This is a genomic window from Variovorax sp. BGA-UO-ETr-C22 (assembly GCF_059567965.1).
In genome coordinates this window covers 466872-493856 of record NZ_JCAQPA010000011.1, presented here as the reverse complement: position 1 = coordinate 493856, position 26985 = coordinate 466872, and the positions used below count along the sequence as shown (strand labels likewise).

23 protein-coding genes are annotated in these 26985 nt (G+C 63.9%); 8 read left to right on the top strand and 15 right to left on the bottom strand.

All coding sequences use genetic code 11. From position 1 onward, the window contains the following. Positions 1–25: 25 nt before the first annotated feature. From purB to AC57B8_RS22160, 4 genes are all read left to right on the top strand, one after another. Positions 26–1405, top strand: a complete 1380-nt coding sequence (gene purB, locus AC57B8_RS22175) for an adenylosuccinate lyase (RefSeq protein WP_095950454.1) — start codon at positions 26–28, stop codon at positions 1403–1405. Positions 1406–1548: 143 nt separating this feature from the next. Beyond that, positions 1549–2673: a PepSY-associated TM helix domain-containing protein gene (locus AC57B8_RS22170; RefSeq protein WP_496480782.1), complete on the top strand. Its 1125-nt coding sequence runs from the start codon at positions 1549–1551 to the stop codon at positions 2671–2673. Positions 2674–2726: 53 nt separating this feature from the next. Then, positions 2727–4877, top strand: coding sequence for a TonB-dependent receptor family protein (locus AC57B8_RS22165; protein WP_496480781.1), 2151 nt, complete (start codon positions 2727–2729; stop codon positions 4875–4877). Positions 4878–4911: 34 nt separating this feature from the next. Further along, a complete protein-coding gene (locus AC57B8_RS22160; protein WP_095950452.1) occupies positions 4912–5472 on the top strand; it encodes a YaeQ family protein in 561 nt (186 codons plus the stop codon). A 13-nt stretch (positions 5473–5485) separates the two neighbouring features. On the opposite strand, the gene AC57B8_RS22155 is transcribed toward AC57B8_RS22160, so the two are convergent. Next, entirely contained in the window at positions 5486–5791 is a 306-nt protein-coding gene (locus AC57B8_RS22155; protein WP_095747296.1) for a putative signal transducing protein, read from the bottom strand. Positions 5792–5793: 2 nt separating this feature from the next. Continuing rightward, a complete protein-coding gene (locus AC57B8_RS22150; RefSeq protein ID WP_496480780.1) occupies positions 5794–6264 on the bottom strand; it encodes a DUF3717 domain-containing protein in 471 nt (156 codons plus the stop codon). A 507-nt stretch (positions 6265–6771) separates the two neighbouring features. On the opposite strand from AC57B8_RS22150, the gene AC57B8_RS22145 reads away from it, so the two are divergent. The 3 genes from AC57B8_RS22145 (at position 6772) to AC57B8_RS22135 (ending at position 8517) form a co-directional block, all read left to right on the top strand. Next, complete coding sequence (locus tag AC57B8_RS22145) at positions 6772–7506, top strand: TerC family protein (RefSeq protein WP_062475282.1); 735 nt, start codon at positions 6772–6774, stop codon at positions 7504–7506. Positions 7507–7592: 86 nt separating this feature from the next. Further along, entirely contained in the window at positions 7593–8057 is a 465-nt protein-coding gene (locus AC57B8_RS22140) for a hypothetical protein (RefSeq protein ID WP_062475284.1), read from the top strand. Positions 8058–8160: 103 nt separating this feature from the next. Then, entirely contained in the window at positions 8161–8517 is a 357-nt protein-coding gene (locus AC57B8_RS22135; RefSeq protein WP_095747298.1) for a phage holin family protein, read from the top strand. Positions 8518–8538: 21 nt separating this feature from the next. Here the strand turns inward: AC57B8_RS22135 and AC57B8_RS22130 are convergent, their stop codons facing one another. Next, positions 8539–10110: a M48 family metalloprotease gene (locus tag AC57B8_RS22130; protein ID WP_496480779.1), complete on the bottom strand. Its 1572-nt coding sequence runs from the start codon at positions 10108–10110 to the stop codon at positions 8539–8541. A 54-nt stretch (positions 10111–10164) separates the two neighbouring features. Here AC57B8_RS22130 and moaC point away from each other — a divergent pair, with 54 nt between their 5' ends. Further along, entirely contained in the window at positions 10165–10650 is a 486-nt protein-coding gene (gene moaC / locus AC57B8_RS22125; RefSeq protein WP_159274148.1) for a cyclic pyranopterin monophosphate synthase MoaC, read from the top strand. A 17-nt stretch (positions 10651–10667) separates the two neighbouring features. Here the strand turns inward: moaC and AC57B8_RS22120 are convergent, their stop codons facing one another. The 12 genes from AC57B8_RS22120 to AC57B8_RS22065 form a co-directional block, all read right to left on the bottom strand. Further along, positions 10668–12374 (bottom strand): PglL family O-oligosaccharyltransferase, encoded by a 1707-nt coding sequence (locus AC57B8_RS22120; RefSeq protein WP_496480778.1) that lies wholly within the window; start codon positions 12372–12374, stop codon positions 10668–10670. Positions 12375–12479: 105 nt separating this feature from the next. Beyond that, entirely contained in the window at positions 12480–16337 is a 3858-nt protein-coding gene (locus AC57B8_RS22115) for a pilus assembly protein (RefSeq protein ID WP_496480777.1), read from the bottom strand. 128 nt (positions 16338–16465) lie between these two features. Next, positions 16466–16957 (bottom strand): type IV pilin protein, encoded by a 492-nt coding sequence (locus tag AC57B8_RS22110; protein ID WP_496480776.1) that lies wholly within the window; start codon positions 16955–16957, stop codon positions 16466–16468. Between the two features lie 26 nt (positions 16958–16983). Then, entirely contained in the window at positions 16984–17598 is a 615-nt protein-coding gene (locus tag AC57B8_RS22105) for a PilX N-terminal domain-containing pilus assembly protein (protein ID WP_496480775.1), read from the bottom strand. 5 nt (positions 17599–17603) lie between these two features. Continuing rightward, complete coding sequence (locus AC57B8_RS22100) at positions 17604–18605, bottom strand: PilW family protein (RefSeq protein ID WP_496480774.1); 1002 nt, start codon at positions 18603–18605, stop codon at positions 17604–17606. Then, positions 18602–19204, bottom strand: a complete 603-nt coding sequence (pilV, locus tag AC57B8_RS22095) for a type IV pilus modification protein PilV (RefSeq protein ID WP_496480773.1) — start codon at positions 19202–19204, stop codon at positions 18602–18604. Before pilV ends, AC57B8_RS22100 begins: the two co-directional genes overlap by 4 nt. 53 nt (positions 19205–19257) lie before the next feature. After that, positions 19258–19872: a GspH/FimT family pseudopilin gene (locus AC57B8_RS22090; protein WP_496480772.1), complete on the bottom strand. Its 615-nt coding sequence runs from the start codon at positions 19870–19872 to the stop codon at positions 19258–19260. An 821-nt stretch (positions 19873–20693) separates the two neighbouring features. After that, the gene (locus AC57B8_RS22085) at positions 20694–22415 is read right to left on the bottom strand and encodes an O-antigen ligase family protein (protein ID WP_496480771.1); all 1722 of its coding nucleotides are present in this window, start codon (positions 22413–22415) and stop codon (positions 20694–20696) included. A gap of 44 nt (positions 22416–22459) precedes the next feature. Then, positions 22460–22966 (bottom strand): pilin, encoded by a 507-nt coding sequence (locus AC57B8_RS22080; protein ID WP_496480770.1) that lies wholly within the window; start codon positions 22964–22966, stop codon positions 22460–22462. 201 nt (positions 22967–23167) lie between these two features. Further along, positions 23168–23971 (bottom strand): 3',5'-cyclic-nucleotide phosphodiesterase, encoded by an 804-nt coding sequence (locus tag AC57B8_RS22075; protein ID WP_496482232.1) that lies wholly within the window; start codon positions 23969–23971, stop codon positions 23168–23170. Between the two features lie 29 nt (positions 23972–24000). Next, positions 24001–26259 carry a CHASE2 domain-containing protein gene (locus AC57B8_RS22070; RefSeq protein ID WP_496480769.1) on the bottom strand — a complete coding sequence of 753 codons (2259 nt, stop codon included), beginning with the start codon at positions 26257–26259 and terminating at the stop codon, positions 24001–24003. Between the two features lie 72 nt (positions 26260–26331). Beyond that, positions 26332–26982 (bottom strand): FHA domain-containing protein, encoded by a 651-nt coding sequence (locus AC57B8_RS22065; RefSeq protein ID WP_095747310.1) that lies wholly within the window; start codon positions 26980–26982, stop codon positions 26332–26334. Positions 26983–26985: the final 3 nt, after the last annotated feature.

Genomic DNA, 26985 nt, shown 5'->3' with positions numbered 1-26985 from the left:
CCCGGCGGCCGCCTAAAATTCGGGCATGAGCTTTTCCACCGTCTCCGCCCTCTCCCCCCTTGACGGCCGCTATGCGGCCAAACTCGCGGCCTTGCGCCCGCTGATGAGCGAACAGGGCTATATGCACCGTCGCGTGCAGGTGGAGGTGGCCTGGTTCATCGCGCTGTCCGACTGCGGCTTTGCCGAGTTCAAGCCCCTCACGGGCGGCGCCCGCAAGTACCTGATGGGGCTGGTGTCGCACTTCTCCGAGGCCGACGCCCTGGCCATCAAGGACATCGAGAAGACCACCAACCACGACGTGAAGGCCGTCGAATACTGGATCAAGTCGAAGTTCGAAGCCCGGCCGGAGCTGCTGGCCGCCGCCGAGTTCGTGCATTTCGCCTGCACCAGCGAAGACATCAACAACACCAGCCACGCCCTGCAGATCCAGGCCGCGCGCGACACCGTGGTGCTGCCGGCCATCGACGGCCTGATCGCCAAGCTGCGCGAAATGGCGCACCAGTTCGCCGACGTGTCGATGCTCTCGCGCACGCACGGCCAGACCGCCAGCCCCACCACCGTCGGCAAGGAAATCGCCAACGTGGCGGTGCGCCTGACCAAGGCCCGCGCGCAGATCGCCGCCGTGCAACTGCTGGGCAAGATGAACGGCGCCGTGGGCAACTACAACGCCCACCTGGCCGCCTGGCCCGAGTTCGACTGGGAAGCCTTCAGCCGCAAGGTCGTGGAGACGCCCGCGCCGCTGGGCCTGGGCCTGAGCTTCCAGCCCTACAGCATCCAGATCGAGCCGCACGACTACATGGCCGAACTGTTCGACGCCGTGGCGCGCGTCAACACGATCCTGGTCGACTTCTCGCGCGACATCTGGGGCTACGTGAGCCTGGGCTACTTCAAGCAGCGCCTGAAGAAGGGCGAGATCGGCTCGTCGACCATGCCGCACAAGGTCAACCCGATCGACTTCGAGAACGCCGAGGGCAACCTGGGCCTGGCCAACGCGGTGCTGCGCCACCTGAGCGAGAAGCTGCCCATCAGCCGCTGGCAGCGCGACCTGACCGACAGCACGGTGCTGCGCAACATCGGCGTGGCCTTCGGCTATGCCACGCTGGCCTACGCGAGCCTGGCCACCGGCCTGGGCAAGCTCGAGATCAACCAGGAAGCGCTGGCCGACGACCTCGAGGCCTCGTGGGAAGTGCTGGCCGAGCCGATCCAGACCGTGATGCGCCGCTTCGGCGTGCAGGGCGCCTACGAGCAGCTCAAGGAAGTCACGCGCGGCAAGACCGTGACGGCCGAGGCGCTGCACGGGCTGATCCGCTCGCTGGCCATTCCCGAGGAAGAGAAGACCCGCCTCCTGGCCATGACGCCCGCCAGCTACACCGGCAAGGCGGCCGAACTGGCCCGTAGAATTTAGGCTTCCCCCGCGACGATCCGCCGGCCCGTGCCGCCCACGGCCGGTGCGCCTCGTTCGCCCACCGATACCCTCCAGCCAACGTGCCCTGTACAGGGCACGCCAGCCGACAACCCTGACGGGACGCCTCGACGTCCCCGTTGTTCATGCGGCGCGCCCCACTGAGACGCCTCTGGCTCACGCTCCACCGATGGATCGGCCTCACGCTCGGGCCGCTGCTCGCCCTCACGGCGCTCCTGGGCGCCGTGCTGGTGGTGGCGCTGCCGCTCGACCGCGCCGGCCATCCTGAGTTCTTCACGGCGCGAAGCGGCAGCAACACGGACTCGACACCGCTGGAGCCGCTGCGCCAGCGCCTGCTCGCCGAGTTCGGCCCCGACACCAACTTCACGCTGCGCCCGCCACGCCAGCCCGGCGACACGCTCTGGGTGCTGGTGCGCGGCCCGTGGGACGGCACGCTCTACCTCGACCCCGCCACCGGCGCCGAACAGGGCCGCCGCGGCACGCACGAAGGCGCCTACAACCTGCTGTTCGAGCTGCACAGCAGCCTGCTGCTGGAAGACACGGGCAAGGGCATCCTCGCCATCGCCGCGCTGGCGTACCTGTTCCTGCTGGTCACCGGCGTGGTGCTGTGGTGGCCGGCGCGCTGGCCGCCCTCGCTGCGCATCGTGCTGGACCGCGGCCTGCTGCGCGGGCTGTTCGACCTGCACCGCACGGGCGGCGCCGTGCTCGGACTGCTGATCGCCGTGTCGGTCTTCACCGGCGCCTACATGGCCTGGCGACCGCTGGGCGGCTTCATCTCGACCGCGCTCGGGCAAACACCTGCCAAGGCGCCCGGGGTGCCCAAGGGCACCGCCACCGGCCCTCGCCTGCCGCTCGACGATCTCGTCGCCCGCGCGCAGGCCGTGTTCCCCGGCCAGCCCATCGGCTACGTGCAGGTGCCCGGCCGCGCGGACCGGCCGCTGCGCGTGCGCTTCCGGCTCGCCGACGACCCGCACCCGAACGGCATCGGCTCGGTGTGGGTGCATCCGGTCACGGGCGAGCTGCTCGGCGTGCGCCGCTGGCAGGACATGGACACCGGCAACGGCGCGGTCGTCGTGATCTACCCGCTGCACACCGGCGTGCTCGGCGGCGTGGTGCACCAGGCGGTCACCGCGCTGCTGGGCCTGGCGCTGGCCGGCCTCGGCCTGAGCGGCGTGTGGCTCTGGTGGCGCCGGCGTGCCGTGGCTGCGGCCGCGCGCAGCCAGGCGCTGTCGCGCGGCACGGCGCCCTGAACGACGCACACCCCATCCCTTCATCCATCACAAATACATCGAGGAGGACTCCCTTGTTCCCGCACAAAAAAACCGCCATCGCCCTGGCCCTGCTGCCCCTGAGCCTGCACAGCTTCGCGGCCGACCCCGAGCCGTCGAAGTCGCTCGAGGCCATCACCGTCACCGGCGACTGGCTCGGCACGCCCACCGAGACCAAGGTGCTCGAGCACGCCGGCGCGCGCAGCATCGTCGAGCGCCAGCAGATCCAGGAAAGCGGCTCGGCCAGCGTGCGCGACGTGCTGCGCCAGGTGCCTGGCGTGCAGGTGCAGGAGAGCAACGGCACCGGCGGCAGCGACATCTCGCTCAACGTGGGCGTGCGCGGCCTGACCTCGCGGCTGTCGCCGCGCTCGACCGTGTTGCTGGACGGCGTGCCGCTGGCCTACGCGCCCTACGGCCAGCCGCAGCTGTCGCTGGCGCCGGTGTCGCTGGGCAGCCTCGAGGCGGTCGACGTGGTGCGCGGCGCGGGCTCGGTGCGCTACGGCCCCCAGAACGTGGGCGGCATCATCAACTTCGTGACGCGCTCGATCCCCAAGCAGTTCGCGGGCGAAGTCGGCGTGGGCGTCGAGAGCGCCAGCCACGGCGGCGGCACCAAGAGCACGCCCAGCCTGTTCATCGGCGGCACCAACGAGAACGGCCTGGGGCTGGCACTGCTTTATTCGGGTACGCATGGGGACGGCTTTCGCCAGAGCAACGACAAGACCCGCATCGACGACCTGATGCTCAAGGGCGCCTACCGAATCTCGAAGACCGACGACATCGCGATCTCGCTGCACCACTTCGAAGGCAAGGGGCGCATGCCCGGCGGCCTGACGACGGCGCAGTTCGCGGCCAACCCGTTCCAGTCGGACCGCCCCTACGACGAGTTCACGGGCCGCCGCACCGACGGCTCGCTCAAGTACACGCACAACGACGGCGTGAACAAGTTCGAGATGCTGACCTACTACACGGACTCGTACCGCAGCAGCTACCTCGAACAGGAAGGCACGGGCGCCAACGCCAACCGGCGCCGCCTGACCACCGCGCCGCGCAACTACAAGACCTACGCCTTCGAGCCCCGCTACTCGCGCCTGGTCGACTCGGGCAGCGTGGTGCAGGAGATCAGCATCGGCGCGCGCTACCTGAAGGAAGAGGCCTCCGAAACGGCCACGCGCAGCAGCTACTACCGGCCGGCGCCGGGCTTCGACGCCTACGCGCTCGCGCAGCCCGCGTACCAGACCAGCAAGGGCGGCACGACCGCGCACGCGTTCTACATCGACGACCGCATCGACTTCGGCAACTGGACGGTCACGCCCGGCGTGCGCTACGAATCCTTCCGCTCGCACAACGACGTGTTCACCGTGGCCAACAACCGCATCACCAACGCGATCTACCCGAAGATCGATTCCAACGAGGTGCTGCCCACGCTGTCGGTGCTCTACCGCATGAGCGAGCGCTGGACGCTGTTCGCCAATGCCGGCGTGTCGTTCGGGCCGCAGCAGTACGCCCAGCTCGCGCAGTCGACCACCAGCCTGCACCCCGAGAAGGCCAAGACCTACGAGATCGGCACCAAGTACAAGGGCGAATCGTGGAGCGGCGAGCTGACGCTGTTCAACATCAACTTCGACAAGGAGCTGCAGCTGGCGCGCTCCATCACCGGCGACGTCGGCCAGTGGACCGACCTGGGCGCCACGCGCCACCGCGGGCTGGAGTCGGCGCTGCGCTACGACCTGGGCAGCCTGAGCGACGCGCTCAAGGGGCTGTCGGTGTCGGGCACCTACACCTACACGCAGGCCACCTCGAAGGCCGGCGTGTTCGCGGGGCGCGACCTGCCCTTCTACTCGCGCCATGTCGCAACGCTCGGCGCACGCTACGAACGCGGGCCGTGGACGCTCAATGCCGACCTCTACGCGCAATCCAAGCAGCGTTCGCCGGGCTCGCCGGACGACGGCGCCAGGTACATCACTGTGGAAGACCCGAGCGGGCGGCTGGGCGACATCCCGGGCTACGGCACGGTGAACCTGCGCGCCGCCTACGACTTCGGCCCCTCGCTGAGCCACCTGAAGCTGGCCGTGGGCGTGAAGAACCTGTTCGACCGCCGCTACTACAACCGCTCGGTCGACAACAACGGCGGCAAGTACGTGGGCCAGCCGCGCACGGTGTACCTGCAGGCGTCGCTGGCGTTCTGAGGCCGAAGGGGCGCGCGCATACACTCGCGCACCCATGGCTCTCAAATCCACCATCTTCAAGGCCACCCTCGCGGTGGCCGACATCGACCACGGCTACTACGCCGACCATGCGCTGACCCTGGCGCGCCACCCCAGCGAGACCGACGAGCGGATGATGATCCGGCTGGTCGCGCTCGCGCTCAACGCGCACCAGCTGCAGGACATCTGCAACGGCGACGGCACGCTGGCCTTCGGCGCGGGCCTGTCGAACGTCGAGGAGCCCGACGTGTGGCTGCGCGACTTCACGGGCCAGACCAAGATCTGGATCGAGGTCGGCCAGCCGGAAGACAAGCCCATCATCAAGGCCTGCGGCAAGGCGGACGAGGTGATCGTCTACTGCTTCAACCACGCGGCCGAGATCTGGTGGCGCGGCATCGAGAGCAAGCTCACGCGGCCGCAAAACCTGAAGGTCTACCGCGTGCCGACCGAGGCCTCGCAGGCGCTCGCCAGGCTGGCGCAGCGCAGCATGCAGCTGCAGGCGACGATCCAGGAAAGCACGCTGACGCTGGGCGACGGCGTGAACAGCATCGACGTCGAGCTGCTGCGCTGGAAGTAACGAGCCCGGGCGGCTAGGCCGCCGGCATCATCTCGCCGCACTGCCAGCACTGCTCGAAGCCGCCTTCGACCTGCTCGCCGCACACGCACAGCCAGCTGCGCTGCGGGCGGTTCTGCAGTTCGTGCAGCAGGCGCTTCGCGAGCTCGTACTGCGATTCGTCGTCGATCCAGATCTCGGGCAGGCACTGGTCGGGCGGCAGCTGGCCCATGACCGCGCCGAGGAATTCGCGCTGCACCGTCGCGGCCACGCCCTCCTCGCACAAGGCGTGCGCCCACACGGTCGCGATCGCGAGGTTGGGGGCTTGCGCGAGGCGGCGCATGGTCAGGGCGCCCAGTTTTTGTCGTCGTCGGGGTCGAACTCGGGCTCGGGCTCGGCGACGGTGGGCTCGGCTTCGCGTGCGCGCTCGGCGTAACGGTTGAAGCGCCAGGCCGAGTCTTCCATGGTGATGCGGCGCCAGGTGACGCGCTTCTCGACCGGCGTCATCGCCGGCCAGTACTGCACCTCGTCGAAACTGCGGCCGCAGCCCTTGCATTCGTCGTCGCCCTGGCTGGTCGAGCAGATCGCGATGCAGGGCGTGTCGGGCGTGCTGTGGTACCAGTCGAGCCAGGCAGCCCAGGCCTTGGCGGGAAAGCCGACCTCGTCGACCTCGTCTTCGTGGTGGAAGACCATGAGCGCGTAGACCTCGGCCAGCGCGCGCAACTCGGGCGCCAGCGTGATGCCGTCGGGCGAGGGAGACTTCTCGCGCCAGTGGTTGATGGCGGCCTCGATGTCGGTGATGTGGATGGCGGCCATGGAGAGTGAAAAAACAGCGAGCGGCGATCATAGTCCCGCAATGTCCCGCCCCTTCCTAGGGCCATATGCGCTCCCAAAAATGGAGCATCCAATGCCCGCTGCATGCGCCCCTCCGGACATTTGCCCTTAAATGTAAAGAAAACTTTTGGTTGCCTCGGCGCGGTCTTCAATGATCTAATCCCGCCCACGAAGGGGAGTAGCTCCCGATCGCTGTCCCCGGGCAGCGTGAATCGTCAGGTCGTCAATACGAAGCACAACACTTCCGGCCTGTCGGGCGACACACGCGCGGACGCAGGTCGGCGCGCTTGCTGTTGTCGAGCGAGACCTTCGATTTGAACCTGCGCAGGTTTGGTCGAAGCGTTCGCAAGTCCCCGGTGTCACCCGGCCTTCGCTCCCCCGCTTTCGACCGCACCCGCGCAGGGTGAATCGAAACGCATCGGCATGCCGCTGCCCGTCGTGGTCCCCATCAGGGAGCTGCGGGCGTGGCGCCAAGACAAAGAGGAATCTATGGAACAGTTCATGGCCCCGGAATTCTGGGTCGCGGTCGGTCAGATCATCATGATCGACATTCTTTTGGGCGGCGACAACGCCGTCGTCATCGCGCTGGCCTGTCGCAAGCTGCCGCCCGCGCAACGCACCCAGGGCATCCTGTGGGGTACCGCCGGCGCCATCGTGCTGCGCGTGATCCTGATCTTCTTCGCGCTCACGCTGCTCGCGATTCCGTTCCTGAAGCTGGTGGGCGCGATCCTGCTGCTGTGGATCGGCGTGAAACTGCTGGCCCCCGACCATGACGACGCGCACGGCAACATCGCCGGCAGCGACCGCCTCTGGGGCGCCGTGAAGACCGTGATCGTGGCCGACCTGGTCATGAGCGTGGACAACGTGATCGCCATCGCCGGTGCCGCACAAGGCGCGGGCGACGGCCACCAGATGCCGCTGGTGATCTTCGGCCTGCTCGTGAGCATCCCGATCATCGTCTGGGGCAGCCAGCTGGTCATCAAGCTGATGGACCGCTTCCCGATGATCATCACGCTGGGCGGCATGCTGCTGGGCTGGATCGCCGGCACGATGGCCGTGTCCGACCCGGCCCTGGCGAACCCCGCCAACTGGACCTGGGTACCGAAGGTGCCGCAGACCGACACCATCAAGTACGCCGCCGGCATCATCGGTGCGCTGCTGGTGCTGGCGATCGGCAAGTGGGTGGCCTCGCGCAAGCCGGCCCCCGCCACCCCGGCCCACTGAGCGTTCGTTGAACGATAAGCGCCCCGCACTGAAACTTCTTGCATCAATCCGGTCTCTGTCACTCTAACTATCAAAGGAGAGCACTCATGGAAAAGATCATTCTTTACGTCGACGACGCCGTCTATGCCAGCGAGCAGTTCGCCGAACTGGCGCCGGATGCCGACAACGTCGTGGCGCGCCATTGGGTGCTCGTGGCCTGCGCGCCGCGCATGACACACCGGATCAGCAAGTGGGTGAGCCACAGCGCGCGCGAGAACTGGCGTGCCAAGTGGTTCAGCAAGGTGCAGGCGCAGATGCTGCCGCTGCTCGAACGCAACGGCGGCCAGGTGACGGCGGTGCTGGCCAAGGGCCCGCTGACCGACCTGACGCAGCAACTCAAGCGCGAGCACGCGGCCACCCACGTGGTCGATGCGCGCCGCCCGAAGATCGGCGTCGACCTGGAACCGGTCACGCCCGACCAGACCCCGCCCAAGCAATCGGGCTGGGCCTTTCCCGGCGCCGTGATGGGCATGGGCGCGCTGCTGGTGCTGGCCAACGAGCTGGCCGAGTAAGCCTGATCAGGGCCGCACGCCCTCCCGAACCGACACAAGCCCCGCTGCGGCAACGCAGCGGGGCTTGTTCTTTTGTACGGGCCCGTGGGGTATCCTGCGGCGCATGCGCATCCTCCTCAAATGGCTGCTCAGCGCCGTGGCGCTGCTCGCGGTCGCCTACCTCTACAGCGGCGTCCAGGTCCAGAGTTTCGGTTCGGCGCTGCTCGCGGCGGCCGTGATCGGCCTGCTCAACATGGTCGTGCGGCCCGTGCTGGTGATCCTGACGCTGCCGGTCACCATCGTCACGCTCGGGCTGTTCCTGTTCGTGATCAACGCCCTGCTGTTCTGGGCCGCCTCGGGCCTGCTCGGCGGTTTCCATGTGAACGGCTTCCTCGCCGCGCTGCTGGGCTCGCTGATCTATTCGCTGCTCGGGCTGCTCATCGAGAGCGCACTGGGCGGGCTGCTGTCCTCCCGGCGCTGAGCGCCGCCCCTCGACGCTTCACTACTTCAGCGGCGGCTCCTCGGCCTGCTGCTTGACCAGCACGTCGACGGCGCGTGCGCGCGTGTCGATGATCGATGCCTCGTAGTGGTCGATGGGCGCACCCGACTTGCGGACCAGCTCCTGTGCCGCCTTGAAGCGGTCGCGCGCCGCCGGGTAGTCGAGGATCGCCACGTTGGCCTCGGCATCAGCGCGGATCGCGCGCAGCGTGTCGTTCTGCGCGCCGTACAGATTGGCCAGCGTGCGCCAGGCCGTGGCGTCCCGCGGATGAACGGCCACCCAGTCGCGCAGCACGGGCACCATCGGCGCAGGCTGGCGCTGGGCGATCGCCGCTTCGGCCGCGAGGATCATCTCAGGCCGCTCCTTCGACTTGGCGTCGAGCAGTGCCGCCGCGCGAGAGGCGCCACCGGCCGCGAGTTCGATCTCGGCCTGCAGCCAGCGCGCCTGCTTGCTTGCGGCCGCATCGTCGGCCGTGCGGGCCACGAGCCGCTCGGCCAATGCGCGCGCCGCCTTGAAATCGCGCAGCTCCTTGGCCGCCATCGCCGCCGCGTAGAGCGTGCCCGCCTGCTGGGCCGGTGAACTGCCCGCGAACTCGCCGCTCGACGCGGCATTGACCCACAGCCGCAGCACGTCGACACCCGGGCGCGTCAGCACGCGGGCGCGCGAGGCGACCATCGCGTGGTCCATGACCAGCGGCACCACCGGCGGCGCGGCGTCGGCGCGGAACTGGAACCGCCCTTGCATGTCCGAGATGCGCTCGGTGGTCAGCGGGTGGCTGCGCAGGTAGGGGTACGAGCCGTTGTCGTTCAGGCGCGAGGCGTACTGCAGCTTCTCGAACATCGCCGCGGCGCCCTGCGGCGCAAAGCCCGCCTGCGTCATCACGCCGAAGCCGATGCGGTCGGCCTCGCGCTCCATGTCGCGCGAGAAGCTCAGCTGGTTCTGCATGAACAGCGCCTGGCTGCCCATGATCACCGCCTGGCCGGCGTCGGAATTGCGGCTCTTGCTGGCCGCGATCATCCCCAGGATCAGGCCGGCGATCATCAGGGGCATCTGCTTGCCCTGCTTGTTCATGATGCGCGAGATGTGGCGCTGCGTGACGTGCGACAGCTCGTGCCCGAGCACCGTCGCCAACTCGTCGCGGCTGCCGACCGCGGCCAGCAGCCCCAGGTTCAGCCCGAGGTAGCCGCCCGGCAGCGCGAAGGCGTTGATGTTGCGGTCGCGCCCCAGCAGGATGGTCCAGGCGAAGCGCTCGTCGAGCTCGGGCGTGAGCTCGCCGCGCGAGCGCGCGGCGGCCAGCAGGCGCTGCCAGATGTCCTGCACATAGGCGGCGATCACCGGGTCGTCGATGTAGTCCGTGTCGCGGTACAGCTCGCGCACGATCTGGTCGCCCAGCCGGCGCTCGGCACTCGCCGTCATCTCGCCGCCGTCACCGAGGCCCGGCAGGATCTGCTGCACCTGCGCCAGCGCAGGGGCCGGCAGCAGCACCTGGGAAGCTATCAAAAAAGTAGCGCACACCGCATGCCGAATCGGCGTCGGGCGGGTTTTCTTGTGGGGAGAGGGAGTCAAGCGCGGCATTCCTCGTCTGTGGCTCGGGCTCGTATGATGCATCTTCAAAACGAACGTTCACCGATGAGCACCCTCACCCATTTTGACGCCCAGGGCCAGGCCCACATGGTCGACGTGGCGGCCAAGCCCGCCACCCACCGCGTGGCCGTGGCCACCGGCCGCATCGAGATGCAGCCTGCGACGCTGGCGCTGATCGAATCGGGCACCGCCAAGAAGGGCGACGTGCTGGGCATCGCGCGCATCGCCGGCATCCAGGCGGCCAAGAAGACCAGCGACCTGATCCCGCTGTGCCACCCGCTGGCGCTGACCCGCGTGGCCGTGGCCTTCGCGCTCGCCGAGGGCGGCCAGGCGCCGCAGGTGGCCTGCACCGCGACCGTCGAGACCGTCGGCCCGACCGGCGTGGAAATGGAAGCCCTGACCGCCGTGCAGGTCGCGCTGCTCACCATCTACGACATGTGCAAGGCCGTCGACCGGGGGATGCGGATCACCGACGTGCATGTGCTGGAAAAGCACGGCGGGAAGTCGGGGAGCTACGTCGCGGCGGGCTGAGCCCCGGGGCGCGGCGGCTACAGCTCGGGCGCGTCGTCCGGGCGGTTGTCCAGCCAGCGGGCGAACGCGGCCGGGAACGCCACCCGGAAGCGCTCGGCCCAGGCGTGGGCCTCGGCATCGCGGCCCAGCAACTCGGCGCTTTCGATCAACTTCACGATGACGCGCGGCTCGGGCGAAAAGTGCAGCACGCGCCCGGCCAGTTCGTGCATGTGCGCGGCATTCGCCGGCGTGACGGCTGTCAGCGTCACCTCGGCGAAATCCACCTGGCGTGAGAACAGCCAAGAGCCCTGGAGCTTGGCTAGCGTGTCGTCGCGGTAGGCCGGCAGGCGGGCGTCGCGCGGCAGGTAGATCTGGCTGACGCGGGTGTAGTCCCAGGCGGCGTAGCCGATGACGACGACCCAGGCCGCGGCGGCTGCGAATGCGGCCAGTTTTTTGCCGCTCGCTTCCGGGCGCTTGGGCGATGCCGGCCACAGGATGCCGAGGCACAGGCCGAACACCAGCTGGAACGGGCCGTACCAGAGCGGGTACTCGAGCAGGCTGTGCACGAGGATGACGCCGAGCAGGCCCCACGCCATCAGCCGCAAGGGATCGCGCTCGCGCCACGGCTTTGCCGCACCCACCATCCACAAAAAGCCGCCGCAGATGAGCAGCGCCGCCGGAATGCCCAGCTCGACCGCGAGGTGCAGCGGCAGGTTGTGGGCGTTGTCGAGGATCACGGGGAAACGCGGGCCGTTGTACAGCGTGGCGAAGTGCGCGAAGCTCAGTTCGCCCCAGCCCCAGCCGGCGAGGGGGCGTTGGGCGATGAGGGTGAGGACGTTCTGCCAGAGGACGACGCGGCTGTCGGTGGTGATGACGGTGGGTTGCAGGCGGTGGAGCATGCCGGTGCCGGAAACTGCCGCGCCGGCACTGGCCAGGTACGGCAACAGCCAATGAAATGCGAAATACAAGGGAATCGCGCCGAACAGGACCCACGGTGCAGGAAGACCGAAACGCTCGCTCTGCGCGCCTCCTTGCGATCCGCGGCGCTCCCGCCATGCCATGACGGCGGCGATGCTGGCGATCAACAGCAATTGCAGCAAGCCCGTGCGGGACACTGACGCCGCCACGGCTGCGACCAGCAGAACGGCGACGACACCCAACGCCCAGTCGGCGCGTCGAGATCGCCGCGACGCATACAGCCATAACGCCGCGACCAAGGCCAGGTTGATCAGCGTCGCGAACTGGTTGCGCTGGCGCAGATTCCCCCAAGCCCGTCCTTCGGAGGGAGAGGTGGTCAGGTGGCCAAGAAACTCCGCCCAGCCGTAGTACTGGAGCAGGCCAAGGACCGCGGTCAGCAAGCCTGCGACGAGCAGGCCCACCGCCATTGAACGGGCATCCGACTCTTGCCCGTGTGCTGCTCCCGCGCCAATGGCGGCTGCAGCGCCTATTCCCACCAACACGCCCAGCGTCGGCAAGAGGAACGCATTGCCTCGACCCACGGCTGACAACGCGACAAAGAACGCACTGGCGGCCAACCAGACCCACACCTTCTTTTGCAAGGGAGCGGTCGGCGCCAAAACGAGCAATACTGCAAGACAGGCACCCGTGACGAACGACTGCCAGGCATTGACCGAAGGGCCCGCGACCAGGGGGCACACGAACGGCAATGCAACCAGCCCCGCGAACACCACGCGACCTGTGCGTTCAGCCACAGGCGTGGGGGCGCGGGCAATGTCAGCGGTCATCCGTCGGCATTGTGCCCTTGGCCCAAGTCTCGAACGGGAGCGCGCCCGATCGCGAGGGCGACGCCCGGGAACGCCGACAGCAACGGATCGCTGTACCGGCAGCCGTCAGAACGGTGGCGAAACCACCGGCCTCCAGGCGCGGCGCCAGACCTTGGGCGCCGAGCAGCCGTCACCGGCCTTCTGCGTGCCGCCCACCCCGGTCAGATAGCCAGTCTCGTTGGTGCAATCGACATCGGGCCTCAGGTCCGGCCGGCCTTCGTTCGGCTGGCCGATCATGTTGCGCGAACTCACGTTGCCACGTGTGAAGCCACCAGCAGGAATGGAGACGATCGAATAGAAATCGAAGCTGCCGTTGGAATCGACGTCGAAGGAATACTTGTTCTTGCCCGTCAATGCGTCAAGCACGTAGATGATGTTGGGCAGGCTGCCGGTGGCCGTGCAGGACTCGAGGCCCAGGTCCTTACTCTCAGGCAGAAAAGACGTGATCATCACGCTGCTTCCCAGGTTGGCCAGGTCGCCCACGATCCGCTCACCGTTGGCCATGGCGCCGGTGTAGTTGATCACGCCCAGATTCAGCAGCCACCCCTTCTTGGTTTTCCAGTCCACGGGGTTGGCACTGACCTGGTAGAAATTCTTGCCTTCCTCAGTGGCGCCAGTTCCCCTCTTCAGCGTGCCCGTGTCGATGGTTTGCGCCACCAGGTCCGTGAGTACAACCTTGTTGAAGCTTGCCTTGTCGTTGCCTCCGATTGGCGTCTGGTCCCAGATGCCGTAGATGGCCTGCTTCGTGGCCGGCGTCTTCAGATCGTCTTCGTCGAGCAGGATGCCCGTACCCACCACCACGATGGCGCCGCACTGCGAGGTGGTGCTGTACGTGCAGGCGCTGGCATCGCCGGGGTGGACCTGCCATGTGGGTGCGGCGTAGATCGGCTGCGTCTTGCCGCCCGGCGTCGTGAACAGCGGCCGGTCATAGGACACCACGAACTTCGAGCTGCGCAGATCGAAGCGCCAGAGGTTGCCATTAGCGTCGCCCGCATAGGCGGCCACGATCTTGCGGTTGGTGTCCCGCACGGCGACCACACCGCCCAGACCGCGGTTGCCGTCGGTGACGGCGTTGCCAAACGCAGCCGGTAGCGGGATGAATTTCTTGAGTTTTCCGGTGATCGCCTCCACCACGTACAGGCCGATCTGCTTGCCTGTCGCTGGATAGTGCCCGCTGCCCGTCAGCATGACCCAGGTGCCATCGTCCAACTGCCCCGCGGTGGGGTTGTTGGTCACGTTGGACAGATCGCCATATCCCGTGGTCTTGTTATCCAGCTCCCAGAGAAAGTGATCTTTGGTCGGCGTCCGGTTACCCGCGTTCATGGGCGACTCTAAGCCGTACATGAAGCTGCCTGCCCGTCCGCCCGTGCCCAGCACCAATTGACGCCAGGCAACTCCGCCTCCGGGGGTCAGATTGTTCTTGTCGTACACATCGTGCTCCACCAGTGGCCCGTCCAAGGTGTAGCGGAAGCGGAAATTCGAGTTAGCCAGATCAATCTGCGAGGCCATGGCCCCCTTGGGCATGAATTCAGCCAACTCCGTGCCAGCCGGGATGCCCGACAGCGTGGTGTCGGTCTTGGCCGCGTTCAACACATGGATCTTGCCGTTATTGGTGGCGGCAAAGATAGTGGGAGGCAGCGACGTCTTGTTGCTCTTGTAGGCAGCATAGGTGTCCTTGCCGTCGACCGAGCCGTATGTGTTGTAGCCCATATCGATGCGCCCGCCCACAAACACCGGCGGCGAGTTGACCGAGGCGCCAATCGGCTGTTTGCGCGAGCGGTAGATGTTGCCACTGACATCTTTTTGCGGATCCTCACCCAGCAGGTAGCGGATGAAGCTGCTGTCGGTGGGCTGCAGACTGTTTACGTTCAGCAGCGTCTTGAGATCTGTCGGCAAACTGCTCAGCAGCGTGGTGGAGGTCAATTCCACACGCTTGCTGGCCTGCTGGCTGGGCGCGTTGGCGTCATAGTCCGACAGCGTGAAAATCTTCCGGCTCGTCAGCGCCGGCATCTTGGCATTGGCAGACCATTCCGGCACGGGCTTGCCACCGACCACGGAAGCGTAACCACCATTGGCGTTCAACCGAAAGGCCTTGATGTCGCCACTGTTATCCGCCGTCTGGTATTCGGTCGTGTACTTGTATTGATTTTCCAGCGTCTGGAATTCGCTGCTATTGCCCGACACGGCCACACCAGCATCATTGCCAGAGCCCACCATGCTGCTCAACGCATTGTCGAGCGCTTGGCGAACGTCTTCACCCGAATAAACACTGTACGCACGACCGCCACCGGTATATCCGGCACGGATAAAATCATCTACTCGCAATGAGTCACTGGTGTATTCGTCGTTCAGATTGACATTCGAGGCATTGCCAGCCCACTTGGGTTGCGTAGCCGTGTTTCCTGCGAGCCAAGCAATGTTGTATTTGTTGATCTGATCCCAAGTCAGCCCACTCGTCGACACCCCCGCATCACCCGACGGCGTCAATCCCCAGCCAATGGTGAATGTTGTCATGTTCTGCCAGAACGTGGGATTGCGCTGCCCTTCCACAACGGGAACGTTGTCGAGAAGGTCTTTGGAGAAATCTGTATGCCAAAAATATCGCGCCGTCAAATCAGCAAATCCCCTGCTGCTGATCCCACCATCGCTGTAGGGAATGTAGAGATTTCGGGCTGCCAATTTCTTGACTAAATCTGGATTGCTGCTATTTGAGCCGGGGGCTCCAGTAGGCTCATATTGGAGTGTCGCCGCATTTCCCGAAGGCCTGCCATCAAAATTAGGGCCCTGCGTATTGGAATATTTGGTGGCGACACCTTTCGCAGTACCCCAATTCCAAGCACCATCGGACAACACGATCGCGTACGCGCGCCTGCAGCTTAGATCATCACTGCCTACCTTGACTGAACTTGCAGGGTCATTTTTCCAAGCATTGGTAAGAGGCGCTCCGCTGGAGGTCGATGTTTCACTTCCGGCGTAGTAATTGGCTGCGAGAGTCAATGCATTGTGACTTGGTGTACCACCCTTGGGGGTCACCCCATAGATCCAATTGTAGAATTTTGTCTTCCAATTTTTGGTTGGGTCATTTTTTTCATCTCTGAAATAATTAACCCCACTTACAATTTTAGTTGCCGCCTCAGTACTTCCGCTTGCATTGTATTGGACATACCCCACTCTAAATTTATTGTCATAATTCTGCATCGCCAGCCCTAGGGCTGTACTAACAGCAAGTGTACGATTTCGATACCATTGGTACCAATTGGAAATATTTTTTATTTCCAACTCTTTAGTGCAGGTCGTCACATTCGCCCCGCAATCTGTTCGCTTATGTCCACTAGGCAAAGAGATAGTACTTGGACCCGACGAAAAACTCACATCAATTACTGTTCTGCTGGAGCTTGAGCAATTTTTATTCACGCATTGCACATAGGTGAATGTTTTTTCCTTGGCGTCATCCTGATTCGTATAAGCCGAATGACTAGGGGTAATGTTCCAACTGTCTTGATTGTCAACAAATACGATCGGATTATCCTGCGGCGTGCCTCCGGCGTTCACTCTGGCCACATACGTAATTGCCGGGTTGTAATATTGCGTATTCATGCTGCTTGATCGCATCGAATACCAACCATACTTATTCCTACACCCTCGCTCCCCTCCCCTGCAATTGTCATCGACCGAATATTCATCTTGATATTCATAGGCCATTGACCCTGAGTTATCCAGCACGAACATCAGATTGGGCTTGGCGCCCGGCACGGCGCTGTACAGCGGAGCCTGACTGGGCGTACTGGCAGCTAGTGCGTCACCAGTAGCCAGAGCTGCCGAAATCCAGGCGGCGACAAGCCCAACGGTTGTCAGCAGCAGGCTCCATCGCGCGCGTTTGGCTTGGGTAGGTGTCGAAGCGAGAACTTGAGGAATGGCTTTCATGTTGTCTTCCCTGTCGATCAGAGGGGGCTCATGGGTAGTTCATGCGTATCGGGTCGGCCTTGCATATCCGGACCGTGCATGGCATTCGTGTCGGGGTCGGGCAAACGGGGCAAAAAAAGCGCGAACTTCTATTTCCAGCAGTCCGCAGCCCCGAGGCCCGTGGCGGCACTCTCCATGCCCCTCACGCCTTGGCTGTTCAAGGTCAGCGTGCCGCATTTGTCTGCGCTCATGCTGCCGGTACGGGTGGCCTTGAGGGTGTAGCTGTGGGTGGTGTCCGGCGCGAATACGGCGATGATGTAGTTGGCGGCACCCGATTTGGGCGAATTGCGCAGCCCCACGGGGAGCATGCTGACGTCGTCCTTCTTCTGCTCGGTTTCAGTGGCGCTGGAGCCCCCAGCACTCAGGGTGTAGCGGTCATTGGCCGAGTAATAGCGCTGCATGAACTGCGCGGCTTCCATCAGGATGGCTTGAGCCTCGGCGCGCTTGGAGCGGCGCAGATGTTCCTGGTAACTCGGCAACGCGACGGCCGCGAGGATTGCAATGATCGCGACGACGATCATGACTTCGATCAAGGTGAAGCCACGGTGGGGCCGGCGGAAATCGAAAGAGGGGTGTGTCATGGCTGAAATGGGCAGGTACGTAGGACTCAGCTGCTGCGCGACAGCACGGACTGCATCCATGATTCGGCGCCCCGGGTGGATTTCCCGGTCGAGCTGTCGAACTTGGCGTTGTTGGCGAAACCCCGGGCCGTGATCAGGTAACCCGTCAACTTGGGTGTAGACGTGCTTTCGATCTTCTGGATCAGGCAGCGCGGCGCGATGTCCAGTTGTGCGGAGTCCACGTCGGTGCCGGAGGGCTTCTTGTTGTAGTAGTCCGCCGGAAGGCTGATCACGTTGTTGCCTGTCCAACTGGCACTCTTGCGCCATTCGGCGGCAGGGTCGAACTCCGAGCCGATGGTGGTGGTGATGATCTTGCCGCGCAGGCCCGTGGTGGAGTACTCGGTGTAGTCCTTGCCGTCGCCATCGAAAATGGCCACCTGTTCGCAGAAACGCAACGCGGTTTCCGCGGCCTCGCGAGCCACTTCGGTCGAGCGGATGCCATTGATGCTGCGCTCGCTCTGGGTCGCGTTGCGGATGGCGAAGGTGCCCAACAGCGACAGGATCACGATCAGGATCAAAGTGATGACCAGCACCACGCCGCGCTCTTTCCGGCATGAAGAACGCGCCAAGAAGATGCGCTGGCCGTGATAGTGGGAGGACATGGTGCTCATTGGATGATCAGGCGGTTTCTCAGCAGAACCGTGGTGATATAGGCCCTGCGCAGATAACCGTCGCTGCTGGTGACGTCGACGTTGCTGCAGTTCTTGTATGACGTACCACCAGCAGGCGCGTCCTTCACAGGTTGATCGCTGCGCATGAGCAGGCATACGCGCACGCTCAGCACGCGACCCCACTGGTCTTCGGTGAGATCGGGCAGGACGCCGCTACTGGTCAGGTTGCCAACTTCACTGGCGGTCAGATAACCGACGATCTGATGCCGCATGGGGTCATAGCTGGCGGCAAGTTCGGCGCTGGGGCGGTTGGCCACGCCGTAGAGGATCTGCATTTCTTCGACATTGGCCAGCAGCGGTTGCGAGGTACCAATCGTGTTGGCTGTGGCGCTGCTTTTTTCCGATCCGCGACAGGACAGCATGGGCTGCGTGCTCGCGTCGGTCACCGAGTAGCGGTTGTCTGCCAGGGTGTAGTTGCCGGCTGCGGGCGTAGTGGGCGGGGCGACCTGCGAGGGCGCCACCGCGGCGATGCCCGTGCCCACACAGTTCGTCGCCAGCGGCGCGCTGTCGGTGGAAGGCATCGTGTTGTCGGTGGTGGCTTCGTACCGGATGGCAATGGCATCGCTGCCGCTGCCCGTTTTGCACGCCAGACTGCCGAAGGCGCCGGCGATGGTGGCGTCGGTGAAGCCGCCGTCACACCCACGCACGGCTGGGCCCGCGTAGTTGCCCATCACGGTGGCGCCGTTGCCTGGAATGATCTGCCGCGAGTAGCCGGCCTGCTTGAGTTGCTGCTGGATCAGATTGAGCGCGAGGATGCCGTCCTCGTTCATCTGCGTTTCGACCTGGGACATCTGGCTGCCCCGACTGGACGCGACATAGATCGAGAGACTGGACGCCAGGATCACCAGGCCGAGCGTCAACGCGATCAGCAGTTCGAGCAAGGTGAAGCCGGCGACTGAATGCCGCGCGCGCTGCGGGAAGACTGCGGTTCTTTTCATAGCGTGACCCGGAAATACATGCAGGTCACCGAAGCCAAGGCCGCCTCGGAGATGTTGGCGCCCTTGGGACAGGGCTGTGATTGCCGAAAGCCCTCACCCTCCTGGATCGAGGTCCAGATCAGCCAAATATTCAGGACACGGGTGGCGGGCAGGCCATTCACGCCCGCTGGCGCGTCCGTCAGATCGGTGGTGACGTACGCGGTGCCGCCCGGCAGCCGGTTGGCAACGTTGGTGAGCCATTGCGACTTGTCGTAGTTCGCGATGGCCGCGCCGCAGGTGTTGATGGGGTTGGTGGGGTTGGAAGTGTCGACCTGGCAACTCGCCGGCGCCTCCGTGGGGTCGCTCGTGGCGGCTGAACGCGTGCTGGCGGTATAGGCCGCGGTGTTGGCGTAGTTGGCGAAGCCTTCAAGATTGGCCCGAGCGCGCTCCGTGTAATCGGTCACCAGGCTCAAGCCGGTGGCCCGCATGCGGGAGAACTGGTTGTACTTGATGGCCGAGGACGTGAGCCCCGCCATGCCGAACAGGGCAACGGCCAGGATGACGATGGCCACCAGCACCTCGATGAGGGTGGCGCCTCGTTGTCTGTTGTGGGTTTTCATGTCCGTGAAGAGAGGGCGGGGCTGTCTGGGCGCGGCCGAACTGTCGGTTGACCTCATCCCTCGTTGCTGTCGCAGTCGGACGCATTCGCTACGGAACGGACGCGACCGGGCTTGGTGATGCAGAGGGCCTTACGCGCCCACGGCGTGGCGCTGGCACTGCTGAAGCCGGTGGCGTCGATGTCGATGCCATTGGCAGTGCCGTTCAGCAGGCCGTTGGGCAGGAAAACAAAGCGCCCTGCCGTCTTGAGCTTGATGTTCGCGATGCCGGGGGGCGCCACCTGGCGAAGCAACAGCTCATCGCCGTTCGTCGAAGAAAAGTCGTTGTTGGCGTCGCGATCGTTGTTGACGAACACGATCCAGCCGCTGGCGTAGCCTTTTGCGCCTGCAGAGGTCTCGCAGGCAGTGGCCGTGCTGGACGCCACCCGGCACACGACGACCGGGCGTCCACGCGCGATGGCTTCCGTACGTGCAATGCGCAGCGAGCCGGTCAGGGCATTGACGGTATTGGAAGCACGCCACTGGGCGATGAAGCGCGACATCGAAGGGGCGGCGATGCCGACCAACATCGCCAGGATGGCAAGTGTGACGAGCAATTCGATAGCTGTCAGGCCCTGCTGACTATAAGGGCTCCGCATCCATTGAGCGTTGAGACGGCGCGTTACAAACATGAGTTCGAGCTAGCTTTTGCGCTGGATCCATTGCCGATAGTTGCTCGTCGCCTCGCATCGACGCGGGCCAACTCGGCAGCCGGCGGAGCAACGCCGGCGCTCCCCGAGGCGTCCGGGCTCACCTGACATGCGAGGGTAGGTTGCATTTTTTTAGAAACGTGTCTTTTTGTGAACCCAAATGCTATTGGAAGCTCAGGTTCAAGCGACGCCGTATGTCGCTCAGTAGCGGCCGTCTGGCGACGGATCTGCGCTACGGACGTCGAAATCGGACCGGCGTGTTGACTTGCATCAAGAGGAGGCTTGCCCCAAAGATTCGGGGACACCCTCAGACGAGTAGCGATGCTGAGACGCAGGTCCCGGGCGAGTCTCGCGCAGGCAGCTCGCAAAGACGCGCCATTGGTTCACTGAAGATAGCCCCTCGGAAGAAAACGCACCTGACGTCGTGCGCTTATCGAGCTTCTCTTCCAGGGTTGGCAAAACCGCGCGCGGTGATCAGGCAGGCGACAGGGCCTTTCGCTAGCCAAGTGAGAAGAGGGTCTTGAGAACTCGATCGCTAGAGTTCAGCGTGTCGTCCAGATGTATCTAGCCAAAGCTGGCTCCAGAATGCTCGTCGATGGTCGTGAATGCCCTCAGCCAACGCAGTGGATGTGCATGATGCTGTCGCCATTGACTCGATTTCCGAGGTCGGTCGGGCACGAGACGTGGAACGATACGTTCAACCATGAGAGGAAAAGCTATGAAATCTCGAATGTGAATGAATAGGTCCTTATTCGAAGATAAAAAGCAGCCACATCACCGCTCTCGAGGTAATCAACGAACCCCTATCGCTCCAACTTCGAATTCAAATCATCAAAACTCGAAAGCACGGGGTAAATATTTCGCCACCCTTGCCAATCAAATTTAGCTTGCGCACAGTATTTTATAGAGCTCACCGCGCACATCAACTTAAGCGCTCTCTTGGACTCTACAGGCATCTCATTCAGTCCCGAGATTAGTGCGTACTTGAATAATAAATTCCCCCACCCGTACCGCTCAGAAACTTTTCGAACCCTTTCAATTTCTTCTGGATGAATGCCGCTCATGGGCTCCATTTTTACCACTTCAGCCACCTCCAAAAAGCCAGTTAGCATCTGGGTGGAGGGCAGGGAAATTTCTTTTTTCTCACCTATGCCTGCAGCCTGATATTGCAGCTCACTCCAAGTGCGCTCCCAGTGAAAGTACTCAGATACCAGCAAAAAGGCACCCCAAGCAATCAAAAGGGAAACTCCGAAAAAAAAACTCCGCAATGAAGCCACGAGCCATGTAAATTTCGGTTTGGCCGACTTCATTTCCTTACCAAGAACGGCACCCGCGATCAAGCTTACCGGCAACAAGAAATACAAGTAATTTATCGGATACTCGAAGAGAGCATGGAAAAAAATTGTCGCCACCGCCAGAAGCAAAGTTAGTTGCGTCGAACTTTTCGCCAACCCGATTCCGCGCCTAGCCCCAATAAATAAAAGAAAAACCATACCCACTGCGATTGGAATCCCCATCCAAAGCATCAAATCAAGAAAAATATTGTGCGCCGACTCAAGGTATATATGCAGTGCACGATGATCCATTGCGACAACTTGCTGGGCAATTGGCACCTGATTCCATCCGTAGCCGAACCAGGGTGCTCGGCTTATTGCATCAATCATTTGATGCCATATCTCCAACCTTAAATCCGAACCAAAGCGATCAACCAATGAAGATTGACCTACATCAAGGAGTAAGATTTTATTAATCCCTGTCAGCCATAAAAATGCCGACGAGAAAAACAAAAATGAAATCAGCACACCTTGGGTTGATATCTTTGCCTTTACTCTTTTTCGGCAAAGTAGCCATGAAAATGAAATCAAAACCCCTGCAATCAATGCACTCCGAGATTGCGTCAGCGCCAATCCAAATGAAAGTATTGCGCTTATAAACAACAAAAAAGTGGCACTGGCCTTCCTGATTTCATACAGATATATCAGACTCAACTGCCCGAGAAGAAGCAATGTCGCCAGCTGATTTGGCTGAGCCATATTTGCATATGGCCGCCCACCGGAGCGCAGGTCAATGACAAACACCCCAAGCCACCCCAATCCCAGCCATTGATGCAACTGAATGAAAACAGAAACAACAGAAGATATTAAAAAAGCAAAAAAAAGAAGCGTCACCCCCTTATTTTCCTTGGAAGCATTGAATCTGGATAAAAATCGCTCTCCAAAGAAAAAAGCCAGCCCCCCCCCTAACAGGTATAGAGCCGCGACAAAGGCATCGGAAAAATAAAAAACCTTTCCAACTAAAAACTGAATCAAAGGGACCGCAACAAGAACAAGCACTGCAATCAGAGCCAGTGGATGTTTAGTCCGCGCTGAGTCGATCAACGAAACAGCCAACAACGGAAAAAAAGCAACTCCCGCCATCATTTCCTGATGGAATGTTAGCCATGGCAAATAATGATTCGGCAAAAGATATGCAAGGGGCAAAAAACACCCCAGCCATAGCATCGAGTATCGGGAGATTTTTTCCATAAAAAAAGGCGTGCAAATTGCACGCCATTTTCTTTTTATCTAGATTATCCGCCGCGGCACGAACCCGGCAGGTATTTGGGATCGATTGCAGTTCCCGCTGTGTACGGACCGCAAATCCAGCGATTGATGGTCCCCCCCGGCGTGGGCGCAGCAACTGCAGTCGCACTGGTAGAGGGCGTCATCGAAATTTGCTTGCTCAAGGCACCCTTGAGATCGGCAGCAGCTGTCGTCGTGATAATGATCACGCCAGTATTGGTGGTCGCGACAGATTGGACATATTTCGTGGCGGCGCTCGACGCACTGCCTTGCTCGCAACCCCAGTTGTTGGCAGCAGGCAAAGAAGCACCGGTCGCGCTTTGCACGGTCTCAGTGATGCTCGTGCGGCACGCAGAGCCCGCCAGAATTGCCTCGGAAACCTTCGCACGGATGGTGTAGTCCTGATACGCCGGCAGCGCCACAGCAGCCAAGATACCAATGATCGCCACAACGATCATCAATTCGATCAGGGTGAAACCCTTTTGCACATTGCGTGCGATAGAACGACGGTTCATTCATTAACTCCAGGTTGGTTTGTAGAGCCCGGGAACCAGCCCGGAGCGAGGAACCTTCCGCAGCATCCGTGCCACCCGGTTTCCCCACTCTGCAGCCCTCGATCGGGCCGCCTTTGGTCACAAGATGGTTACATGATGTGACACAACTCGCACTCAGATGCCAATTGTGTCGACAAATTTGTCATGCCCGACCAGGCCCTGTCAGAAGGTCAGCACCCCATCCGCCTTGAGCCAGCGGATGTCCCGCTGCGCCAAGCCCGCCACCTCCCGCCCCGCCAGCATCTCGATCTGGCTCATGATTTCTTCGGTCTCCGCCGGCTTGGTGTGGGTGATGTAGATCGGGTACTGCTTGCCCGGATCGATCTGCGCCAGCTCGTGCGCCAGGGCCACCGGCGACAGGTGCAGGCTGCGTTCGGCCAAGGCCTCCTCGCGGGAGCTGAAGGCCGTCTCGATGACCAGCATCGCCACGTCGATCGCGTTGATGCGCTCCCAGAAGGGCGGGTTGCGCTCGGTATCGCCGCTGAAGACCCAGTGAGCGCCGCCTTCGGCCCGGCGGATGGCGAAGCCGCAGGCCGGCACGGTGTGGACTGCCGGCAGCACCTCGATCAGCTTGGGGGCGTCGCGGCCCAGCTCGAGGCGCTGCCCGACGGTGATCTCGTGAAAGCTCACGAACGGCGATTCGGGGCTGGGAATGCGCTCGAAATTCGGCCAGATGACGTTGTTGAATACATGCGCCCGCAGCGCGTCGATGGTGGCGGCCAATGCATGCACGCGCAGGGGCCGGGCGCGGCGGCTGCCGACGGCGTCGAGCATCAGGGGCAGGGCGGCGATGTGGTCGAGGTGCGAGTGGGTGAGCACCACGTCGTCGATGGCGGCCATCTCGTCGAGGGTGAGGTCGCCGACGCCCGTGCCGGCGTCCACGAGCAGGTCCGCATCGACCAGGAACGAGGTGGTGCGGCAGTCCTTGGCGATGGCGCCCGAGCAACCCAGCACGCGAACCTGCATTGTGGAAGACCCCTTGTATGCGTCTGTCGTCATTTGGTGTCGAACCGGGTGGCGCCGTCCCAGTCCGGGTCTTGCGGGCGAAGCGCCATCGAGGCTAAACGCTGGGCGTAGAGCTGGTAAAGGACTTTTTTCGCATCCGCGGCGAGCAGGGGAGCCAGCAAGTTCCGGCCCAGCGCCCAATCCTGGCGGCGGTAGGCGGCGAGCACCTGGCTCCAACGGTCGAGTTGCTGCCGTGTGTCCTGCGCCTCGGCTGTGGCTTCCGGCGCAAGCGGGGTGTAGATGGCGACGGCCTGGGCCTTGCCCTTGACGCGCACGCTGTCGAGTTCCTGCCAGACGAAGCCGGGCGCCGCCTCGCGGGTGGTGCCGCTGGCCACGATCTCGACCCCGTAGTGTCCGCTCAGGCCCTCCAGCCGGGACGCGAGATTGACCGCGTCGCCGACCACGGTATAGCTGCGGCGCGCGGTCGAGCCCATGTCGCCGACGCTCATGAGGCCGCTGTTCAAACCGATGCCCGCGCTGATTTCGGGGCGGCCGTTGGCGCGGTGCTGGCGGTTGATGTCGTGCACGGCGGCCGCCATGTCGATCGCCGCCTGCACGGCGAGCGCGGCATGGCCGGGGGTGTCGATGGGTGCGCCCCAGAAGGCCATGACGCAGTCGCCCATGTATTTGTCGACGGTGCCGCGGTGCGCGCTGATCACCTCGGTGAGCCGGCTGAAGACGGTGTTCAGGAAGGCCTGCAGCTCGGCCGGCGCCATCTGCTCGGACAGCCGGGTGAAGTCCCGCATGTCACAGAACATCACGGTCATTTCCTTGCTCTCGGCGCGCATGCTGTAGCGGCCGGGGCGCACGAGCATTTCGTCGACCAGCTGCGGCGGCACGTAGGTGCCGAAGAGCCGCACCAGCCCGCGCCGCGCGCGCGATTCGACGAAGTAGCCCCAGCTCATGTTGAGCGCGAAGGCCAGCGCCACCATGACGAGCGCCGACGCCAGCGGGAGCACGAGGCTATGGCCGACGTAGAGCCAGGTGTTGAGGCCGACCAGCGCGGCGACCACGCCGGCGCCGAACAGCACGGCGCGCGATGCGGACAGCAGCGACAGCCCGAACGCGAGCAGCAGCCCCGCCGTCAGCACGGTCAGCACTTCGTAGCCCGGCGCGTAGTCGGGCACGGCCAGCAGGCGCCGGTCGAGCAGGCCCGAGACGATGTTGGCGTGCACTTCGACGCCCGGGAACGCCGCGCCGACCGGGGTGGCTCGCAGGTCCTGCAGGCCGGGCGCGGTGGCGCCGAGCAGCACGATCTTGTCCTTCAACTCGCCCGGCGCCAGTCGGCCCTCGAGGACGTCGGCAGCGGCCACGTAGCGGAACGACCCCGCGCGCGGACCGCCGGGGCCGCGAAACGGCACCTGCAGGCTGGCACTCTGGTCGACCGGGATACGCAGCGACCCCAGCACCAGCGCCTGCAGGCGCGGAAAGTTGCCGTCGCCGGCCACGAGCGCCGGCCGCACGGGCGGCGAGCCGTTCGCCAGCCGGTACACCGCCAGCGCCAGCGACTCGTAGTGCCCGGGCGACGCATGCTCGCCTTCGTAGCGGGCGATGAGCGGCACGCTGCGGATCACGCCGTCGTCGCTGCCGTCACCGACCAGGGTGTTCAGGAACCCCGCGACCGGCGCCGCGCGCCCCAGCACCGGCAGGCTGGCGCCAAAGCCGTTCCAGAGCGTGACGAAGGAAGCATGGGGCGGAAAGGCGTCGGGTGGCAGCACGGGCGTCGCCGGCAGCAGCCCCTTGGCGCTGGGCTGTTCGGTGCGGGTGAAGTAGTAGCCGAGCGCCACGGGCTGGCCACGCAGGGCCTGGGCCAGTGTGGCGTCGTGGTCGAGGGTGGGGGCGAGCTGGTCGATCTCGGCAGCGAGGCCCGGCACGCCGCTCAATGGCCCGGCTGCGATCTCCTTCAAGCGCCCGAGGCCGGAGCTGCGATCGGGCTCAAGAAACATCACGTCGAAGCCGAGCACGGCCACGTGCTGGCGGGCCAGCAGTTCCGTCGTGAGGCTGGCGATCTTGTCGCGCGGCCAGGGCCACTGGCCCTCGCGCGCCAGGCTGGCGTCGTCGACATCGACGATCACGACCCGCGTGTCGGGCGTGCCCGGCATGGTGGCGCGCAGGCGGGCGTCGTAGATCAGGTGGTCCAGGTGCTCGATCACGCCCAGCCGCCAGGCGCCGGTGGCATGGAGCAGCGCCAGCAGCACCGGTAGCAGCGTGATGGCGATGCGCGGCCAGTGCCGCCGCAATGCGCTCATGGCTGGTCAGCCTTGGACAACAGATGCCTGCCGGCAAAAAAACGGGGGGCGGAGCGGGGCGCCGGAAGCGGCTCAGATCCGGACGAACTGCATGCGCGAGGCGCCGCCGAGTTCGAGCACGTCGCCTTCCTGCAGCGCGACGGCCTCGGCGCCCAGCGGGGCGCCGTTGAGCGTGACGCTGCCGACGACGGTGGCCGCCACGTAGCCCTGGCGGCGGCGGGTGACGACGGCCACGGCGACGCCGGGCTTGCCGATGGTGGTGACCACCTTCTGCAGCGGGACGTCCTGGCCTTCGTTGGCGCCCGAGAGCACGCGCAGCACGGGCACGCCCAGCTCGACCAGCGCACCCGATTCGGTGGGTGCCGACGAGAGCGGCATCGGCGCCGAATACTCGGAGAGCGAGGCCCGCACGGAGCCAGGGCCGGCCATGAGGTTGCTGTGCGAGCGGAAATGGATGCGGCAGCCGCCGACCTCGATGACGTCGTTGTCCTGGAGCGCCTGCTTCTGGACGGCCAGCGCATTGACGTAGGTGCCGTTGGTGCTGTTGAGATCTTCAATTTCGACTTCGCCGCCGCTCATGTGCAGCACGGCATGCTCGCCGCTGACGGCGAGATTGTCGATCACGATGTCGTTGTAGGCGCGCCGGCCCAACGTCGTGCGGTTCTTGGCGAGCGCCACTTGGCCGATGACGACGCCATCGACCGAAATGATCATCTTCGGCATGGC

Coding starts and splice junctions, on each gene's coding strand:
- purB (WP_095950454.1), top strand. CDS start 26: ATGAGCTTTTCCACCGTCTCCGCCCTCTCCCCCCTTGACGGCCGCTAT.
- AC57B8_RS22170 (WP_496480782.1), top strand. CDS start 1,549: ATGCGGCGCGCCCCACTGAGACGCCTCTGGCTCACGCTCCACCGATGG.
- AC57B8_RS22160 (WP_095950452.1), top strand. CDS start 4,912: ATGGCTCTCAAATCCACCATCTTCAAGGCCACCCTCGCGGTGGCCGAC.
- AC57B8_RS22155 (WP_095747296.1), bottom strand. CDS start 5,791: ATGCGCCGCCTCGCGCAAGCCCCCAACCTCGCGATCGCGACCGTGTGG.
- AC57B8_RS22150 (WP_496480780.1), bottom strand. CDS start 6,264: ATGGCCGCCATCCACATCACCGACATCGAGGCCGCCATCAACCACTGG.
- AC57B8_RS22145 (WP_062475282.1), top strand. CDS start 6,772: ATGGAACAGTTCATGGCCCCGGAATTCTGGGTCGCGGTCGGTCAGATC.
- AC57B8_RS22140 (WP_062475284.1), top strand. CDS start 7,593: ATGGAAAAGATCATTCTTTACGTCGACGACGCCGTCTATGCCAGCGAG.
- AC57B8_RS22135 (WP_095747298.1), top strand. CDS start 8,161: ATGCGCATCCTCCTCAAATGGCTGCTCAGCGCCGTGGCGCTGCTCGCG.
- AC57B8_RS22130 (WP_496480779.1), bottom strand. CDS start 10,110: ATGCCGCGCTTGACTCCCTCTCCCCACAAGAAAACCCGCCCGACGCCG.
- moaC (WP_159274148.1), top strand. CDS start 10,165: ATGAGCACCCTCACCCATTTTGACGCCCAGGGCCAGGCCCACATGGTC.
- AC57B8_RS22120 (WP_496480778.1), bottom strand. CDS start 12,374: ATGACCGCTGACATTGCCCGCGCCCCCACGCCTGTGGCTGAACGCACA.
- AC57B8_RS22115 (WP_496480777.1), bottom strand. CDS start 16,337: ATGAAAGCCATTCCTCAAGTTCTCGCTTCGACACCTACCCAAGCCAAA.
- AC57B8_RS22110 (WP_496480776.1), bottom strand. CDS start 16,957: ATGACACACCCCTCTTTCGATTTCCGCCGGCCCCACCGTGGCTTCACC.
- AC57B8_RS22105 (WP_496480775.1), bottom strand. CDS start 17,598: ATGTCCTCCCACTATCACGGCCAGCGCATCTTCTTGGCGCGTTCTTCA.
- AC57B8_RS22100 (WP_496480774.1), bottom strand. CDS start 18,605: ATGAAAAGAACCGCAGTCTTCCCGCAGCGCGCGCGGCATTCAGTCGCC.
- pilV (WP_496480773.1), bottom strand. CDS start 19,204: ATGAAAACCCACAACAGACAACGAGGCGCCACCCTCATCGAGGTGCTG.
- AC57B8_RS22090 (WP_496480772.1), bottom strand. CDS start 19,872: ATGTTTGTAACGCGCCGTCTCAACGCTCAATGGATGCGGAGCCCTTAT.
- AC57B8_RS22085 (WP_496480771.1), bottom strand. CDS start 22,415: ATGGAAAAAATCTCCCGATACTCGATGCTATGGCTGGGGTGTTTTTTG.
- AC57B8_RS22080 (WP_496480770.1), bottom strand. CDS start 22,966: ATGAACCGTCGTTCTATCGCACGCAATGTGCAAAAGGGTTTCACCCTG.
- AC57B8_RS22075 (WP_496482232.1), bottom strand. CDS start 23,971: ATGCAGGTTCGCGTGCTGGGTTGCTCGGGCGCCATCGCCAAGGACTGC.
- AC57B8_RS22070 (WP_496480769.1), bottom strand. CDS start 26,259: ATGAGCGCATTGCGGCGGCACTGGCCGCGCATCGCCATCACGCTGCTA.
- AC57B8_RS22065 (WP_095747310.1), bottom strand. CDS start 26,982: ATGCCGAAGATGATCATTTCGGTCGATGGCGTCGTCATCGGCCAAGTG.